Genomic DNA, 16,061 nt, shown 5'->3' with positions numbered 1-16,061 from the left:
GCACATCGGAACAATCATGAATAACAGCAGTACAGAAAAGCCGCTCGTCCTCGTGACGGGCGGCGCCAGCGGCATGGGCCGCGCCATCGTCGAGCGCATGGCGCGCGACGGCTGGCGCGTGGTCATGGCCGACTACAACGGCGAGCTTGCCGAGCGCGAAACGCAGCTGCTGCGCACCGCCGGCCTCGACGTGGAATGCCGCGCCATCGACCTCACCGACGAAGCCGCCGTGCGAGCGATGGTGCAGCAACTGCCGCCGCTCACCGCGCTGGTCAACAACGCAGGGATCTTCGACGAGCGTGCCTTCCTCGACGTGACTTCGGCGGATTTCCGCCGCATGTACGAAGTGAACCTGCTGGCCGTGGCCACGCTCACGCAGGAAGCCGCGCGCAAGATGGCGGACGGTGCGCGCATCGTCAACATCGCATCGCGTGCCTACCTGGGCGCGAAGAACCACGCGCACTATGTGGCCTCGAAGGCCGCACTTGTGGGCTACACGCGCGCCAGCGCGATGGAGCTTGCGCCGCGCGGCATCATGGTCAACGCCATCGCGCCGGGGCTGATCGACACGCCGCTGCTGCGCGCGCTCTCGCCCGAACGCCTGGCCGCGCAGCTTGCGCTGCAACCCACCAGCGCGGCGGGAAGGCCGGAGGACATCGCGCATGCGGTGGCCTTCTTCGCGTCGCCGGCGACCTGCTTCGTCACCGGCCAGGTGCTGTTCGTGGACGGCGGCAAGTCGCTCGGCGGGTCGGGGTCCTGATGGCACAGCGGCAACAACAGGAAAAGACCCAGTACGACGTCGTCGTCGTCGGCAGTGGCGCGGGCGGCCTTTCCGCCGCGCTCACCGCCAGCCTCGAAGGCCTCGACGTGCTCGTGGTCGAGAAGACCGACCGCATCGGCGGATCGACGGCCATCTCGGGCGGCGCCGTGTGGGTGCCGCTCAACGACCAGGCCGAGGCTGCCGGCCACCCCGACACGCGCGGCAAGGCCTGGACCTACCTGCAGAACACCGTGGGCGCGGCCGGCGACGAAGAGCTGCGCCACGCATTCCTCGACGCAGGCCCGCTCGCGCTGCGCTACCTGCGCGAGCGCACCGACGTGCAGCTCGCCGCGCGCACCTATTCGCCCGACTACTACCCCGACCGAGAAGGCGCCGCGATGGGCGGCCGCTCGCTCGACCCCGTCGAGTTCGATGGCCGGCTGCTCGGCCCGCACTTCAAGACGCTGCGCGACCCCCTGCCCGAGTTCTGCGTGCTCGGCGGCATGATGGTCAACATGACCGACGTGAAGCACCTGCTCGCGGTCTGGCGTTCGTTCGCGTCGTGGAAGCATGGCGTGAAGATGGTGCTGCGCTACTTCGGCGACCGCCTGAGCGGCCACCACCGCGGCACACGGCTGCTGCTGGGCAATGCGCTGGCTGCGCGGCTTTTCCACAGCGTGTTGAAGAAGGGCATTCCGTTCTGGCTGAACACGCCGGCGCTGGGGTTGGAGAAAGACGCGACAGGCGCCGTCACCGGCGTGCACCTGCGCCGCGACGGCAAGGAACTGACCGTGCACGCACGGCGTGGCGTGGTCATCGCCACCGGCGGTTTTCCGTGGAACGCCGCCATGCGCGGCCAGCACTACCCGGCCCCCACCGGGCCGTACTCGATGTCGCCGCAAGACAATGCGGGCGAGGGCATCGCGATAGTCCAGGAGGCCGGCGGCGTGCTCGGCACGGGCCACACGGGGCCGGCGCTATGGGCACCCGTCTCGTTGCTCAAGCGCCCCGATGGCAGCGTGCTGCGATATCCGCACCTGGTGTGGGACCGCGCCAAGCCCGGGCTGATCGCGGTCGATGCGCGCGGCGAGCGCTTCGTCAATGAATCGACCTCGTACCACGAGTTCGTGCGCGGCATGTACCGCGCGAACGCCAAGGCCGCGAGCATCCCCGCGCTGCTGGTGTGCGACAGCGCCTTCATGGAGAAGTGGGGCCTGGGCCTTGCGTTGCCCGGCGGCCGCCCGCGCGAGCATCTGGTGCGCGCCGGTTATCTCTATCGCGCAGACACGCTCGAAGCGCTCGCGCAGCAGGCGGGCGTGGACCCGGCCGGGCTGGCGCGCACCGTTGCCAGGTTCAACCCGCTTGCCGCGCAGGGCCAGGACCCGGTGTTCGGCAAGGGCAGCGATGCCTACAACCGCTATCTTGGCGATCCGGAGCATCAACCCAATGCCTGCCTCGCGCCGGTGAAGCAGGCGCCGTTCTATGCCGTGAAGGTGTACCCCGGCGACATCGGCACCGCGCTGGGCATCCGCGCCGACGGCAACGCGCGCGCGCTCGATGCACAGGGCGAGCCTATCGCCGGCCTGTACGTGGCCGGCAACGACATGCACTCGGTGATGGGTGGCGAGTACCCCGCGCCGGGCATCACGCTCGGACCCGCGCTAACCTTCGGCTGGGTGGCGGGCATGCACCTGGCACACGGTTCTGCCGCCGAACACCATTGAAAGACAACAGCACTTCGTCATGAAAATCTTCTTTTCTCCCGCATCTCCCTTCGTCCGCAAGTGCATGGTCGTGGCGCACGAGCTCGGCATTGCCGATCGCATCGAGAAGCTGCCGAGCGCGGCCGGCCCCGTGAAGCGCGACGCCACCATCATCCCGAAGAATCCGCTCGGCCAGGTGCCGACGTTCCTCACAGACGACGGCCAGGTGCTGTTCGACAGCCGCGTGATCTGCGAGTACCTCAATGCCGCGCAGTCGGGCAAGCTGTTCCCGGCAGAAGGCGCGGACCGCTGGGCGCGCCTGACCGAGCTGTCGCTGGCCGACGGCATGACGGGTGCCGCATTGCTCGCGCGCTACGAGAACGTGCTGCGTCCCGAGTCGCTGCGCTGGGCTGAGTGGACCGATGGCCAGTTGTCGAAGGTGCGCACGGGTCTCGAGTGGCTCGAAACCGCAGCGCCTTCTTTCGGCGACCGAGTGGACATCGGCACCATCGCCTTCGGTTGCGCGCTGGGCTACATGGACTTCCGTTTTCCTTCGGTCGACTGGCGTGCCGAAGCACCCAACAGCGCGAAGTGGTTCGAGGTGTTCAACCAGCGTTCGTCGATGCAGGCTACTTTGCCTACTGCCTGAGTTTCGTTCGGCTCGGGGCGCGCTCACGCCGACGGGGTACCTTGCTCCGCGAATGTCCCCCGCCCTGCGGGCTCCTCCTTTATTTCGCTGCGCAAGGCACCCCATCGTCGTGATCGTTCAGAGCACTTGTTGATCGGCCAGCACAACGACCGCGCCTCTTGTGCACAGGGCGCCGGGTGCTCCCCGCAGCGAAATAAAGGAGGAGCCGAAGGCGGGGGACATTCGCGGAGGGGAGTACCCGGTGGCCTGTGCACACACCCCCAAAAAATCCTCGGCTAAAAATGCAGGTCCAGCATGAACCAAGGAACCCTGCATGTCCTCTGAAGCACAGAAAAAAGTAGCCATAGTCACCGCCGGTGGCAGCGGCATGGGCGCGGCTGCAGCCCGCAAGCTAGCGGCCGATGGCTTTCGCGTCGCCATTCTTTCGTCGTCGGGCAAGGGCGAGGCGCTCGCCGCGGAACTGGGCGGCATCGGCGTGACGGGCTCCAACCAGTCGAACGACGACATCAAACGCCTGGTGGACAAGGTCGCCGACGAGTGGGGCCGCGTCGATGTGCTGGTCAACAGCGCGGGCCACGGGCCTCGTGCGCCCATCCTCGAGATCACCGACGAAGACTGGCACCGCGGCATGGACGTCTACCTGCTGAGCGCGGTGCGGCCCAGCCGGCTCGTCGCGCCGCTGATGGTGGCGCAGGGCGGCGGCAGCATCATCAACATATCCACCTTCGCCGCCTTCGAGCCCGACCCGGTGTTCCCGACCTCCGGCGTGTTCCGCGCCGGGCTCGCGGCCTTCACAAAATTGTTCGCCGACAAGTACGCCGCGCAGAACGTGCGCATGAACAACGTGCTGCCGGGCTTCATCGACAGCCTGCCCGAGAAGGCCGAGTTCCGTTCGCGCATTCCGATGGGCCGCTACGGCAAGAGCAGCGAGATCGCGGCGGTCATCGGCTTCCTGGCGTCGGAAGGCGGCGGCTACATCACGGGGCAGAACCTGCGGGTGGACGGCGGCATCACGCGCTCGGTGTAGGGGCCGGGGCTGCCTACAATCGCGACCCATGTGTCCGAGGATGCCCCGCTTCCCCATTCGCCGCCGGCAGTCAGGCTGCTCGCGGCCCACGCCTCCTTGAAGGCTGTGCAGTGATGCGCGGCGGCCTCTCTGGCCGCCACGACACCCGGAGAGAGCCGCAAGCAAGCCGGCTTCCTTTTTTCGCTTCCTGCCCATGCATGTCCCGCATCGCCTCGTCGGCCGATGCGGGCCGCCTTCACTTTTTCTTCTTCTCATGTCTTCTTCCCCGCACAGCCGCCTGCGCGCCGAGTGGTGCCCGAGCATTCCCCGCGAACTGATGGCCGGCGCCGTCGCCACCTTCGCGCTCATTCCCGAAGTCATCGCTTTCTCTTTCGTGGCCGGCGTCGATCCGGCCGTGGGGCTGTTCGCTTCCTTCGTCATCGGCATCGTCATCGCCTTCACGGGCGGGCGCCCGGCCATGGTGTCGGCCGCGGCCGGTTCGGTGGCGCTGGTGGCCGCGCCGCTGGTGCATGCGCACGGCCTGCCGTATCTGCTGGCGGCCGGCGTGCTCGCAGGCCTGATGCAGATCGTGTTCGGGCTGCTGCGGCTCGGGGTGTTGATGCGCTTCGTGTCGTCGTCGGTGCGTACCGGCTTCGTCAACGCGCTGGCCATCCTGATCTTTGCGGCGCAGATGCCGCACTTCATCGGCGCCAACACCGCGACCTGGGCCATGGTCGGGCTCGGGCTGGCCGTCATCTACCTGCTGCCGCGCATCACCACGGCGGTACCGTCGCCGCTGGTGTGCATCTTGGTCGTGACCCTGGTGGGCCACTGGCTGGGGCTGCCGCTCAAGACGGTGGCCGACCTCGGGCAACTGCCCGGCGCGCTGCCGGCGTTCGCAATGCCCGACGTGCCGCTGACGCTGGACACGCTGCGCATCATCGCGCTGCCTGCCTTCGCCATCGCGATGGTCGGCCTGCTCGAATCGATGATGACCGCCAGCGTGGTCGACGAGCTGACAGACACGCCAAGCTCCAAGAACCGCGAATGCAGCGGCCTGGGCGTCGCCAATGTCGCGGCCAGCTTCTTCGGCGGCATCGCGGGCTGCGGAATGATCGGCCAGACGGTAAGCAACGTGCGCTACGGCGGGCGAGGGCGGTTGTCGACGCTCTTCGCGGGCGCTTTCCTGCTGGTCCTCATGGTGCTGCTCAAGCCCTGGGTGTCGCAGGTGCCGGTGGCGGCGCTGGTGGCGATCATGGTGATGGTGTCGGCATCGACCTTCGACTGGGGTTCGCTGCGCGCGCTGGTGCGGCATCCGCGCATGTCCAGTGCGGTGATGCTTGCGACGGTGGCCGTCACCGTCGCCACCGACAACCTCGCGGCCGGCGTGGCCACGGGCGTGATGCTCAGCGGTGTGTTCTTCACCTTCAAGGTGGCGCGGCTGCTGCACGTGCATGCCGCGCAGGACGCCGACGGCACGCGCGTCTACCGCGTCACCGGCCAGGTGTTCTTCGCGTCGGCCGACATGCTGGTCGATGCCTTCGACGTGCGCGAGATCGACGGTGCGCCGGTGCACATCGACGTGTCAGGCGCGCACTTCTGGGACGTGACGGCAGTGGCTGCGCTGAAGAAGGTGGTCGAGCGGCTGCGCAAGCATGGCAGCGTGGTGGAAGTGAGCGGGCTCAACCGCGCCAGCCAGGACCTGATCCTGCAGCTCGACGCGGCGCCGTAGTTTCAAACGCCCAGGTAACGCGTCCACAACGACCGGTCGGCATCCAGCGCCGCCGAGTCGCCCTGCCACACCACGCGTCCACGCTCCAGGATCACATGGCGGTTGGCCAGCGGCAGCAGGCGCTGCACGTACTTGTCGACCACCAGGATCGCTTCGCCCTCTGCCTTGAGCGTGGCGATGCAATGCCAGATCTCCTCGCGGATCACGGGTGCGAGGCCTTCGGTGGCTTCGTCCAGGATGAGCAGGCGCGGGTGCGTGGACAGCGCGCGCGCGATGGCCAGCATCTGCTGCTCGCCACCCGAGAGCTGGTTGCCCGCATTGGCCTTGCGCTCCGACAGGCGCGGGAAAAGGCCGTAGAGCGCCTCGACCGTCCAGCGCGGCGCGCTGCCAGGGCGTGGCCGTGCGAAAGCGCGCAGGTGCTCGTCGACGCTGAGGTTGGGGAACACATGCCGGCCCTCGGGCACGATGGCCACGCCGCGCCGCGCGATGGCGTCGGGCTTGTGCCCTCCGATGGCAGCACCGTCGAAACGCACGTCGCCGCGCATCGGTGCCAGCGTGCCGGTCAGCACCTTGAGCAGCGTGCTCTTGCCCATGCCGTTGCGGCCCAGCAGTGCCAGCACTTCGCCGGGGCGGATGTCGATGTCGATGCCGAACAGCACCTGGCTCGCGCCATAGCCGGCTTCGATGGCCTTCGCTTCCAACAGCATCTCAGTACCTCGTCGCACTTTGAAGTGCGAAGTGGGTGTTTCCAGTTTGAGGAACACCGCGGAGCCGGCTTTGCCGGGCCGCAGGTGTTGCCCCCGGTAGGGGGTTGGCGCAGCGACACGAAGTGCGCGCAGCCTGGGGGCGAGTCATGAATGCCCCTCCGCTTCGGTGCCGAGGTAGACCGCTTGCACATCCGGGTGGCCCCGCACTTCGTCGGCCGTGCCGCTCATCAGCACCTTGCCCTGCACCAGCACGGTGAGCCGGTTGGCCAGGCGGAACACCGCGTCCATGTCGTGCTCGATCAGCAGGATGGCCATCGACGCGCGCAGCGATTCGATCAGCTCGACCATGCGCGCGGATTCGTCCGGGCCCATGCCGGCCATCGGCTCGTCGAGCAGCAGCAGCTTGGGCTCGGCCGCGAGCGCCAGCGCCACGTCGAGCGCACGCTGTGCGCCGTGCGGCAAGGTGCCGGCGATACGGTCGCGCTCGCTGCCCAGGCCCACGCGGTCGGCCAGTGCCACCGCGCGGTCGACGAGGTCGCGTTCCTTCGCGCGCGGCGCCATGAAGCGCAGGCTGCTGCCCGCATGGGCCTGCGCCGCGAGCATCAGGTTGTCGTGCACGGTTTCCTTGGCGAAGACGCGCGTCACCTGGAAGCAGCGCGACATGCCGGCGGCCACGCGCTGGTGGTCTTTCAGCGAGGTGATGTCCTTTTCGTCGAGCAGCAGGCGGCCGGCGTCGGCCTTCAGCAGTCCGGTGATGAGGTTTACCAGCGTGGTCTTGCCCGCCCCGTTCGGCCCGATGAGCGCATGCACTTCGCCGCGCTCGACGGTGAGGTTCACATGGTCGGTGGCAAGCAGTCCGCCGAAGCGCTTGACCAACCCTTCGATTCTGAAAAGGCTCATGGTGCTTTGCTCCCTCGCCCCTCTGGGGAGAGGGTTGGGGTGAGGGGCAAGCGGCGCTTGTACAGTGCGGCCAATCCTTTGGGCGCCCACAGGGCAACGGCAATCAGCAACAGCCCCAGCGGCATGTGCCAATGCTCCGTGTGCTGCTTGAGTGCCTCTTCAAGCACCAGCCAAACGACGGCCCCCACAGGCCCGCCCCAGCTGCGCCCCAGCCCGCCGATGACCACCATCACCAGCAGCGTCGCCGATTGCGTCCAGTGCATCGTCGCCGGGCTCACGAAGCCGTTGCCACCGGCCAGCAGTGCACCCGCCAGTCCCGCGATGGCGCCTGCAATAGCGAACGCCACCAGCTGCAGCCGGAACACCGGATAGCCCAGCGCCCGCATGCGCGTCTCGTTGTCGCGGATGCCCATCAGCGCATGGCCGAAGCGCGATTGCGTCGCGCGGTGCAGCCACCACAGCGCCAGCGCGACGATCAGCAGCACCACCCAGTAGAAGTTCGATTCGTTGCCCAGGTCGAGGCCGGGCAGCAGCGTGGGGCGCGACATCAGCGTGTAGCCGTCGTCGCCGCCATAGCGGCGCAGCGACACCACCACGAAGTACAGCATCTGCGCGAAGGCCAGCGTGGTCATGATGAAGTACACGCCGCGCGTGCGCAGCGCCACCGTGCCGATCAGCGCGGCCACCAGGCCGGCGATGAGCGCCGCCGCCGGCCACATGATCCAGCCCGACATCACGCCCGCGTCGCTCAGCGCCACCACCGTGTACGCGCCCACGCCGATGAAGCCCGCATGCCCCAGCGCCACCATGCCGCCGAAGCCGAGGATGAAATTGAGGCTCGCCGCCGCCAGCGCCACGATGAGCACGCGCCGCACGAAGCCGATGTAGAACTCGAGCCCGAACAGCGGCGCGACCAGCGGAAACGCCGCGAGCAGCACGAAGAGCAGCCCGAGGCCGATGTAGCGTGAGGGTGACTTCATGCGCGTGCCGAGAAAAGGCCCGAGGGCCGGAAGATGAGCACCACCACCATCAGCGCGTACATCGCGACTTCGGCGAACAGCGGCCCCAGGTCGGCCGCTGTGGCCGGCGGCAGCGTGGCGCGCAGCAGCATCGGCACGAAGGCGCGGCCCACGGTGTCGACCACGCCCACCAACAGTGCGGCCACGAAGGCGCCGCGCACCGAACCGATGCCGCCGATCACCAGCACCACCAGCGCCGGGATCAGGATCGCTTCGCCCATGCCGACCTGCACTGCGACGATCGGCCCCATCAGCGCGCCGGCCAGTGCCGCCAGCGCGGCACCCAGCAGGAACACGCCGTTGAAGATGCGGCCCACGCGCACGCCCATCAGCTCGGCCATCGGCCGGTCGGAGGCGCCCGCGCGCACCCGCATGCCGATGCGCGTGTGGTTCACCAGCAGGTACAGCGCCAGTGCCACCAGCAGCCCGCCCACGAGGATCACCAGGCGGTACGCCGGGTAGGGCAGGCCGTCCATGAGCTGCACCGGGCCCGAGAGCGCGGCAGGCGTCGGCGCCATCACTGGCGAGGGGCCCCAGGCCATCGTCACGATGTCGTCGGCCACCAGGATCACGCCGAAGGTGGCGAGCACCTGCGCGAGATGGTCGCGCGTGTAGAGGCGGCGCATCAGCAGCACTTCGAGCAGCAGCGCCACCACCACCGTGACCGCCACCGCGATGACGATGGCTGCGGCGAACGAGCCGGTGCGCGTGTGCGCCTCGGCCGCCACATAAGCGCCGGCCATGAACAGCGAGCCGTGCGCGAGGTTGAGCACGTCCATGATGCCGAACACCAGCGTGAGCCCGGCCGCCAGCAGGAACAGCATCAGCCCGTAGCCGAGGCCGTTGAGCAGCTGCTCCAGAACAAGAATTCCACTCATAGAAGAACCAACAGGTGTGCCCGCGTTTTTATTCAGGAGACACCGAGGAACCGGCTTCGCCGGGCCTCAGGTGTTGCCCCCGGCAGGGGGGGAGGAGAAGCGGACACGAAGTGCCGCGCAGCCTGGGGGTTACTTCAGCCCGCACTTGTCGGCGTACGAGTCGCCGTAGTTGGTGAGGACCGTATTGATCAGCTTGTTCGTGACCTTGCCCTGCGCATCCTTGCCGATCACGCGCAGGTAGAAGTTCTCGATGGGGTAGTGGTTGTTGGCGTACCTGAAGCTGCCGCGCGTCGATGCGTAGTTGGCCTTCTTCAGCGCGGCCACCACGGCTTCGCGGTTCTGCGCGTTGCCGCCCGACTGCTTCACTGCCGCGTCCATCGCAAGGATCGCGTCATAGGCCTGCGCGGCGTACACCGACGGATAGCGGCCGTTGTATTCCTTGCGGAAGGCGGCCACGAAGGCCTTGTTGGCGGGGTTGTCGAGGTCGTGCGCCCAGTGCGAGGTGTTGAACAGGCCGAGCATCGGCTCGCCCACGGCGCCGATCACGTCTTCGTCGGCGGAGAAGCCGCTGGTCACCAGCGTGATGTCCTTCGACAGGCCCGCGCCCACGAACTGCTTGATGAAGTTGATGCCCATCGCTCCGGGCAGGAAGAAGTAGATGGAGTCGGGCTTGGCCGCGCGCAGCTGCGCGAGTTCGGCGGCGTAGTCGATCTGGCCGAGCTTGGTGTAGAGCTCGTCGGCCACCTGGCCCTTGAACTGGCGCTTGAAGCCGCCCAGTGCGTCCTTGCCGGCGGGATAGTTGGGGGCGATCAGCACGATCTTCTTGAACGCGCGGTCTTGCGCGAACTTGCCGGCGGCTTCGTGGAACTGGTCGTTCTGGTAGGCGGTGCCGAAGAAGTAGGCATTGCACTGCGCACCGGCGAACTGGCTCGGGCCGGCATTGGCCGACAGGTACGGCACCTTGGCGTTGAACAGCGTGGGGCCCACGGCCAGCGCCACGTTGGAGCCGATGGGGCCGCTGAAGATGTCGATCTTGTCGCGCTGGATCATGCGGTCGACCAGCTGCTTGGCCTGGTCGGGGCTGCCGGCCATGTCGGCCTGCACGAACTCCACGTCCTGTCCGCCGAGCTTTCCGTTGAGCTGCTTGATGCCCAGCGCGAAGCCGTCGCGCGCTTCGGCGCCCAGTGCCGCGAAGGGCCCCGAGATGTCGAGCGCCAGGCCCACCTTCACGGGCGCGGCCATGGCTTGCGCGGCGGTGCCAAGGGCGGCGCCGCACAGCAGCAGCGACAGCAGGGTGCGCGGCAGCGCGGGCGACTTCGGGGACAGATAGCTCATGGGTTCTCCGGCATGGAAGGATGAAACGACGCACCGGCGCCGCGTCGTGCGGCATCGGCGGCATCGAACCGTTGATAGCTAAATACTTTAGCCATAAACAATTCGGTGTCAACGGTACTAGCACGAATGGTGCCAGTGCGTCGTGTCGGTTCCGTTCAGCCGAAGGGGTTGGCGGTGGCGAACCACAGGCCGATGCCGGTGGCGATGATGAAGGCGCCGTCGGTCACACCAGCGATCAGGAAAAACTTGGTCTGCAGCGTGTCCACCATCTCGGGCTGGCGCGCGCTGCTTTCCAGAAACTTCTGGCCCACCAGCCCGATGCCGAGGCACGATCCGAGTGCTGCAATGCCGATCAGCAATGCGACTGCGAGGGGAAGGATGTTGAAGCCGGTCATGGTGTTTTCTCCTGGTTGGTTGATCGATGGAGAGACTTTCCCAGAGCGGGTGCACACGGTCCATGACGTGGGAGGTCATGGGGCAGGCGAAAAAAAGCCGGCCGTGAAAACGGCCGGCTTGCAGGCGGAGTGTCGAAGCCTCAGGGCACCTGCGTCCAGTTCTGGTTGTTGCCGCCGTTGCAGGTCCAGGTGATCAGCGCCGTGTCCTGCGCGGTCGCGCTGCCGGGCACGTCCAGGCAGGAGCCGGAGGCACGGTTGCGCAGGGTCGAGCCGACAAGGCTCCAATGCGTCGTGTTGCCGGCCGAGCAGGCCAGCTGCACCACGGCCGCGTTGGTGGTCGCGGTGCCGCTTTGCGCCAGGCACAGGCCGCTGTGCTCGACCTTGAACTGCACGAAGCCGTCGCCGGTCTGCGTCATGGTGAAGCGCTCGTTGCCGGCGTTTCCGCATGGCCACTGCACCACCGTCGTGCCGCTCGTGGTCGCCGCGCCCTTGACGTTCACGCACAGGTTGCTGAGGTTCGAGCGGATGCGCGAGACCACCGGCGTCGGGTCGTTGTCGAGCGAGCGAACGTATTCGCGCAGCGCCACCACGTCGTTGGCCGGCAGGCTGGAAGCATTGCCGTGGCCGCTGGCGAGCACGTCCTGCAGCGTGGCCGCCTGGCCGTTGTGGAAGAAGGCCGTGGTGTTCCAAGTACCCAGCAGCGTCGGCGTGTCGAAGCCCACGCCCGCCAGCGACTGGTTCATGCCCTTGCCCGAGGAGGCCTGGATCGTGCCGACGTCATGCCGCACTCCGTCGCGGAAGGTGGCGCCGGTATGGCAGGTCGCGCACTGCGCCGTGTTGAACACGGTCTGGCCGCGCACCGCGTCCACGCTGAGGCTGCCGTCCGCCGCGCGGGCCGGACTGCGCATGAACTTGTTCAGCGAAGTCAGGTAGGCCGCGAGATCGTCGAGCTGCGCGTTCTTGCCGGCCTTGGGCGCGCCCAGCGGGTCGGAGGTGGCCGCGAAGTCGGCGTTGGTCAGGAAGCCGGTGCCGCCGAACTCGTTGCGGATGTCGTTCTCGAAGTCCTGCACCTCGTCGAAGTTGGCCGTCCAGTGCAGCTTGCCGTGGCCCATGCCGCGCCGGCCCTGCAGGCTGATGGTGCGGCGCAGGCCCTCGCCGCGCTGGGTGAAGTCCCACACCATGCCGTCGTCGCCGCCGTCGGCGTGGCAGCTCGCGCAAGACAGGTAGTTGTCCTTGCTCATGCGCCGGTCCGACGCGTTGTAGAACACCTGCTTGCCGCGCAGCGCCGCGGCGCCCATGGGTTCCACCGCCACCGTCTGCACGTTCTGCAGGAAGCTCGGCGCATTGGTCTCCGACGAAAGCACCGAGGCCACGTCGTGCACCGACACCGAGCGCGCCAGGAAGTTGTTGACGAACAGCCGCTTGCGCGCCGCGTCCAGGTACAGGCCGTGCGGTGCGCTGCTGGCGTTGATCTCGCCGCGAATGGAGCGGCTGTAGGCGTCGACGATGGCCACGCGGTTGCCTTCCATCTGCGCGACGAAGATGTAGTCGCCGGCCGGCGAGAACAGCGCGGCGCGCGCCGGGGCCCGGTCGTCGAAGTCGATCTGCTCGTCGAACTTGTGTGCCGCCGCCTGCAGGTCGACCTGCGACAGGATGGAGCGCACCGTCTGGTCGTGCACGAGGTTCGTGCCGTCGCGGAATTTGCCGCGCACGATGTTGTCCTTCTTCGAAGGCAGCACGGCGCGCTTGCCGTCGGGCGAGATCACCACCTGCGCGGTGTAGTTGGCCACGCCGCGCGCGCGGCTCTCGGTGTCGACGGTGGTGGTGTCCACCGGCAGCGCGATGGCGCCCATGCCGCTCATGCTCTGCAGGTTGACCTTGTGCAGCTGGTTGCCCGTCATCTTCGACTTGAAGCGCGTGACGTAGGCCACCTGCGAATCGGCCGCCACCGCGATGCCGCGCACATCGCCTTCGAGCGCCACTGCGCCGGTGGTGCTGCCGTTGGCGGGGTCGAAGCTCATGAGCACCGACTTGCTCTCCAGCGTCAGCAGGCCCTTGGCGCCATTGGGCGTGAAGACCACGCCGTAGGGGCCGCTGCCGTAGGCCAGCGCCACGGTGGCCGAGATGGTGCCGTCCGCCGGGTTGAGCACCACCAGCTTGTCCTCGCCGTGCACCGGCACCCAGATGCGGCCGTCGGGGCCCACGGCCAGCGTCTTCGGCTCGTCGCCCACGCGGGTCTCCCAGCGCTTGGCCAGGGTTTGCGCGTCGATGGCGGCCACCGTGCCGCTGTCGGGGTTGACCGAGTAAACCGAGTTGGCGTCGCCCGCGATGTTGGTGGTGTGCGTGGGCGCCTGTGCGGTGACCGGTGCGATCACCGTCAGGTTGTAGGTGTAGTAGGTCTCGCGGCCCTGGGCGTCGCGCACCGTCAGCGTCACGGTGTAGTGGCCGGGCGTGGTGTAGGTGTAGGTGTAGTTCGCCTGGTTGGAGAAGGCCGTCTGCGTGCCGTTGCCGAAGTTCCAGCGGTACTGCGCGCCGCTGGCGCCCAGCGTGGCGGGGTTGAACACCAACTGGCCGTTGACCAGTTTCGGTCCGCCGCCGATGCCGGGGTCGCCGATGATGGCCTGGCCGCGCAGCGTGGCCACGTCGGAATCGCTCAGCACGCGGCCGTACACCCGCACTTCCGCCAGCGTGCCCTTGAAGAGCGCGGCGTTGCCCTGGATCTGCCCCAGCAGCTGGAACTTGTTCGCGAGGCCCTTGGTACCGGTGAGCCCGGCGGAGGTGGTCTTCACCCCGTCGACGTACACCGCCTGCGCGCCGGAGGCGGCGTCGCGCGTCATCACCACGTGGTGCCAGTTGCCGTCGTTCACCGCGGCCGAGGAGGCGGTGCCCGCGTCGTTGCCGACCGACAGCTTGATGCGCCCGCTGGTGTCGAGCCAGCCCCAGAACACGTCGTCCGTGCCGTTCGCCTGGTCGCGCCCGAAGACCCCGGGGGCGGTCCATGAGTTGGCCGCGCCTGTCTGCGTGGTCTTCATGTAGAAGCTCAGCGAAGCGGTGCCGCCGAGCACGGTGGCCACGGTGTCGTTCTTCAGCGGCACGCCCGCCGTGCGGTTGGCGAAATTCAGGCCGATGCTCTCGAAGGCGTCGCCGGTGGCCGGCGTGCCGTTGTTGGCGCCGATCTGGTCCGACAGGCTGCCCGCCAGCGTCCAGTAGTGCATGAGGCTGATGTCGCTCGCGTTGCCGGTGTGGAACACCGACTTGTAGTCCGCCGCGATGGCGTTGCCCGCATAGTCCTTCACGCCGTTGGCGGGCAGGAACACTTCATAGCTGGTGCCGGGCTGCAGCGGCTGGTCGGGCGAGAAGTTGATGATGCCAAGCTGCACGCTGTAGGTGCCTGCCAGGGTGTTGCCGCCCACCGGCCGCACGATGAAGGTGTTGGAGTTCACGCTCTCCGGCCGGATGTTGTCGGTCATGCCCAGGCCGATGCGCGAGGTCAGCGCCTGCTGCTTCGCGCCGCTGGCGGGCGAGACCTGCTTCACTTCGGGCCTGGTGATGTCGGGGTCCACCGAATGCACGATGAAGCCGCTGCCCGAGCCGTGGTCGTTGCCCACGAAGACCAGGTTGCCGAACATCGCGACCTGGCCGTTGTCCGAATGCGTGAAGTTCGGGTCGTCCTCGCGCAGGATGCTGCCGCGGCCCACCTCCACGTGGTTGAGCGGGTTGCTCACGTCCACTTTGTGGATGCGGGTCTGCGCGCCCTGGATGACGTAGTTGTCCTGCGTGGCGCAGTACAGCTGCTCGTCGATGACGAGGCGGTTGTCTTCTGCCACGAAGCGCGAGCGGTCGCTCAGGTCGTAGCTGTACATCCTGGCGCCGCTGTTGCGCGTGGAGACGTGCAGGTTCCTGCCGTCGAAGCAGGTCGCGTAATAGAACGGCGTGGTGCCCACGATGGAATCGAGCACCTTGGGGTTGAGCGGATCGGAAATGTCCAGGCTCGCGAAGCCGCCGTTGCTTTCCATCGCGGTCAGCACCATGTGGTTGCCCATCGTGAAGATCGGGCCGATGCGGAAACCGCCGAGTTCGCCGGTGGGCACAGGGTTGGGCTTGCCCGCGCCGCGGTTCGCGACCACCGCGTTCGCCGGGTCCGTGGCATCGACGATGAAGATGCCACGGCCGGCCGAGGCCACGTACAGGTACGGCGCCTGCCACCAGAGCTGCCAGGCCACGTCCTCGTAGTCGCCGCCGTTGACGCCGGGCAGCGCCAGCTTCTTCACCTGCTTGATGTCGTTGATGTCGGTGAAGTCCCAGAACTCGACGCCGTTGATGCTGGGCAGCACCACGTAGGTCTTGCCGCCGACCTTGGCGGTGCCGAAGGAGTGCGTTTCGCGGAACTCCTTGGTGCGTGCCTCGGGTTCGTAGATCTTCTTGACGAGCTGGATCTGGCGCGGGTTCGACACGTCGTACAGCAGGAAGCCGCCCGGGCCCAGGCCGCTGTCCGGCGCGAAGGAGGTGAGGAAGTAGCCGTTGATCATGATGCCCGCGTTCATGCCGTAGTCCTTGCGGCCCGGATAGGTGGCGGGCACCTCGCGCGATTCGTAGGCACTGCTGTGTGCCGGGTCGAGCGGATGCGCGGCGCTGGTGATCATCGACACCGGCTTGAACAGTTCCGCCGAGGTGTAGGTGAGGTTGCCCAGGCCCGGCCCCTGCAGCGGGAGCGGGTCGGCGACGGCCGCGGAAACCGCCGCCGCCATGTTGTTCAGGGTCGTCATCGGACTGACCCCGGTGATTGCAGCGTGCGTCAGCAGCGTGACGAACGGCAGCAGGAACGCCATCAAGTAATACCGGATTCTCATCGTCGCCTCCAGGTTGTTGTATCGGTCACTTGCAAAAGCGCGCGCGCAGGGCGCACCCCGGCCGGCGACATGCGTCGCCGGCCGTACAGCCTCTCCCTCCTCGTTTTTCTGGACGGCGTTGCGCCGT

The 16,061-nt window shown here is 67.7% G+C and carries 12 protein-coding genes; 5 read left to right on the top strand and 7 right to left on the bottom strand.

Annotation, left to right across the window (positions count from 1 at the left end):
- Positions 1-16 precede the first annotated feature (16 nt).
- The 5 genes from ACQY8B_RS22115 to ACQY8B_RS22095 all read left to right on the top strand — a co-directional run bounded on the left by ACQY8B_RS22115 (position 17) and on the right by ACQY8B_RS22095 (position 5,850).
- Positions 17-760 (top strand): SDR family NAD(P)-dependent oxidoreductase, encoded by a 744-nt coding sequence (locus ACQY8B_RS22115; RefSeq protein WP_422088666.1) that lies wholly within the window; start codon positions 17-19, stop codon positions 758-760.
- Complete coding sequence (locus ACQY8B_RS22110; protein ID WP_422088665.1) at positions 760-2,484, top strand: FAD-dependent oxidoreductase; 1,725 nt, start codon at positions 760-762, stop codon at positions 2,482-2,484. The genes ACQY8B_RS22115 and ACQY8B_RS22110 overlap by 1 nt, the downstream gene beginning before the upstream one ends.
- A gap of 19 nt (positions 2,485-2,503) precedes the next feature.
- On the top strand, positions 2,504-3,112 hold the full coding sequence (locus tag ACQY8B_RS22105; RefSeq protein ID WP_422088664.1) for a glutathione S-transferase: 609 nt from the start codon (positions 2,504-2,506) through the stop codon (positions 3,110-3,112).
- A 313-nt stretch (positions 3,113-3,425) separates the two neighbouring features.
- Positions 3,426-4,139: an SDR family oxidoreductase gene (locus tag ACQY8B_RS22100; RefSeq protein WP_422088663.1), complete on the top strand. Its 714-nt coding sequence runs from the start codon at positions 3,426-3,428 to the stop codon at positions 4,137-4,139.
- 253 nt (positions 4,140-4,392) lie between these two features.
- Positions 4,393-5,850, top strand: a complete 1,458-nt coding sequence (locus ACQY8B_RS22095) for a SulP family inorganic anion transporter (RefSeq protein ID WP_422088662.1) — start codon at positions 4,393-4,395, stop codon at positions 5,848-5,850.
- Positions 5,851-5,852: 2 nt separating this feature from the next.
- Here the strand turns inward: ACQY8B_RS22095 and ACQY8B_RS22090 are convergent, their stop codons facing one another.
- The 7 genes from ACQY8B_RS22090 to ACQY8B_RS22060 form a co-directional block, all read right to left on the bottom strand.
- Positions 5,853-6,557 carry an ABC transporter ATP-binding protein gene (locus ACQY8B_RS22090; protein ID WP_422088661.1) on the bottom strand — a complete coding sequence of 235 codons (705 nt, stop codon included), beginning with the start codon at positions 6,555-6,557 and terminating at the stop codon, positions 5,853-5,855.
- Between the two features lie 144 nt (positions 6,558-6,701).
- Positions 6,702-7,457: an ABC transporter ATP-binding protein gene (locus tag ACQY8B_RS22085; protein ID WP_081270720.1), complete on the bottom strand. Its 756-nt coding sequence runs from the start codon at positions 7,455-7,457 to the stop codon at positions 6,702-6,704.
- The gene (locus tag ACQY8B_RS22080) at positions 7,454-8,437 is read right to left on the bottom strand and encodes a branched-chain amino acid ABC transporter permease (RefSeq protein ID WP_422088660.1); all 984 of its coding nucleotides are present in this window, start codon (positions 8,435-8,437) and stop codon (positions 7,454-7,456) included. The genes ACQY8B_RS22085 and ACQY8B_RS22080 overlap by 4 nt, the downstream gene beginning before the upstream one ends.
- On the bottom strand, positions 8,434-9,354 hold the full coding sequence (locus ACQY8B_RS22075) for a branched-chain amino acid ABC transporter permease (RefSeq protein WP_081270722.1): 921 nt from the start codon (positions 9,352-9,354) through the stop codon (positions 8,434-8,436). The genes ACQY8B_RS22080 and ACQY8B_RS22075 overlap by 4 nt, the downstream gene beginning before the upstream one ends.
- 129 nt (positions 9,355-9,483) lie before the next feature.
- Positions 9,484-10,689 carry an ABC transporter substrate-binding protein gene (locus ACQY8B_RS22070; protein WP_422088659.1) on the bottom strand — a complete coding sequence of 402 codons (1,206 nt, stop codon included), beginning with the start codon at positions 10,687-10,689 and terminating at the stop codon, positions 9,484-9,486.
- 155 nt (positions 10,690-10,844) lie between these two features.
- The gene (gene atpE, locus ACQY8B_RS22065; protein ID WP_081270724.1) at positions 10,845-11,084 is read right to left on the bottom strand and encodes a F0F1 ATP synthase subunit C; all 240 of its coding nucleotides are present in this window, start codon (positions 11,082-11,084) and stop codon (positions 10,845-10,847) included.
- 140 nt (positions 11,085-11,224) lie between these two features.
- Positions 11,225-15,934: an RICIN domain-containing protein gene (locus ACQY8B_RS22060; RefSeq protein ID WP_422088658.1), complete on the bottom strand. Its 4,710-nt coding sequence runs from the start codon at positions 15,932-15,934 to the stop codon at positions 11,225-11,227.
- Positions 15,935-16,061 lie beyond the last annotated feature (127 nt).

The organism is Variovorax sp. (assembly GCF_965279555.1).
Classification (GTDB): domain Bacteria; phylum Pseudomonadota; class Gammaproteobacteria; order Burkholderiales; family Burkholderiaceae_C; genus Variovorax.
Note: the sequence above shows the minus strand (reverse complement) of the source record. Positions and strands in the feature narration are given on the sequence as shown.

Bases quoted from the DNA above. Each gene is read 5' to 3' on its own strand.
- ACQY8B_RS22115 (WP_422088666.1), top strand. From the start codon at position 17: ATGAATAACAGCAGTACAGAAAAGCCGCTCGTCCTCGTGACGGGCGGC.
- ACQY8B_RS22110 (WP_422088665.1), top strand. From the start codon at position 760: ATGGCACAGCGGCAACAACAGGAAAAGACCCAGTACGACGTCGTCGTC.
- ACQY8B_RS22105 (WP_422088664.1), top strand. From the start codon at position 2,504: ATGAAAATCTTCTTTTCTCCCGCATCTCCCTTCGTCCGCAAGTGCATG.
- ACQY8B_RS22100 (WP_422088663.1), top strand. From the start codon at position 3,426: ATGTCCTCTGAAGCACAGAAAAAAGTAGCCATAGTCACCGCCGGTGGC.
- ACQY8B_RS22095 (WP_422088662.1), top strand. From the start codon at position 4,393: ATGTCTTCTTCCCCGCACAGCCGCCTGCGCGCCGAGTGGTGCCCGAGC.
- ACQY8B_RS22090 (WP_422088661.1), bottom strand. From the start codon at position 6,557: ATGCTGTTGGAAGCGAAGGCCATCGAAGCCGGCTATGGCGCGAGCCAG.
- ACQY8B_RS22085 (WP_081270720.1), bottom strand. From the start codon at position 7,457: ATGAGCCTTTTCAGAATCGAAGGGTTGGTCAAGCGCTTCGGCGGACTG.
- ACQY8B_RS22080 (WP_422088660.1), bottom strand. From the start codon at position 8,437: ATGAAGTCACCCTCACGCTACATCGGCCTCGGGCTGCTCTTCGTGCTG.
- ACQY8B_RS22075 (WP_081270722.1), bottom strand. From the start codon at position 9,354: ATGAGTGGAATTCTTGTTCTGGAGCAGCTGCTCAACGGCCTCGGCTAC.
- ACQY8B_RS22070 (WP_422088659.1), bottom strand. From the start codon at position 10,689: ATGAGCTATCTGTCCCCGAAGTCGCCCGCGCTGCCGCGCACCCTGCTG.
- atpE (WP_081270724.1), bottom strand. From the start codon at position 11,084: ATGACCGGCTTCAACATCCTTCCCCTCGCAGTCGCATTGCTGATCGGC.
- ACQY8B_RS22060 (WP_422088658.1), bottom strand. From the start codon at position 15,934: ATGAGAATCCGGTATTACTTGATGGCGTTCCTGCTGCCGTTCGTCACG.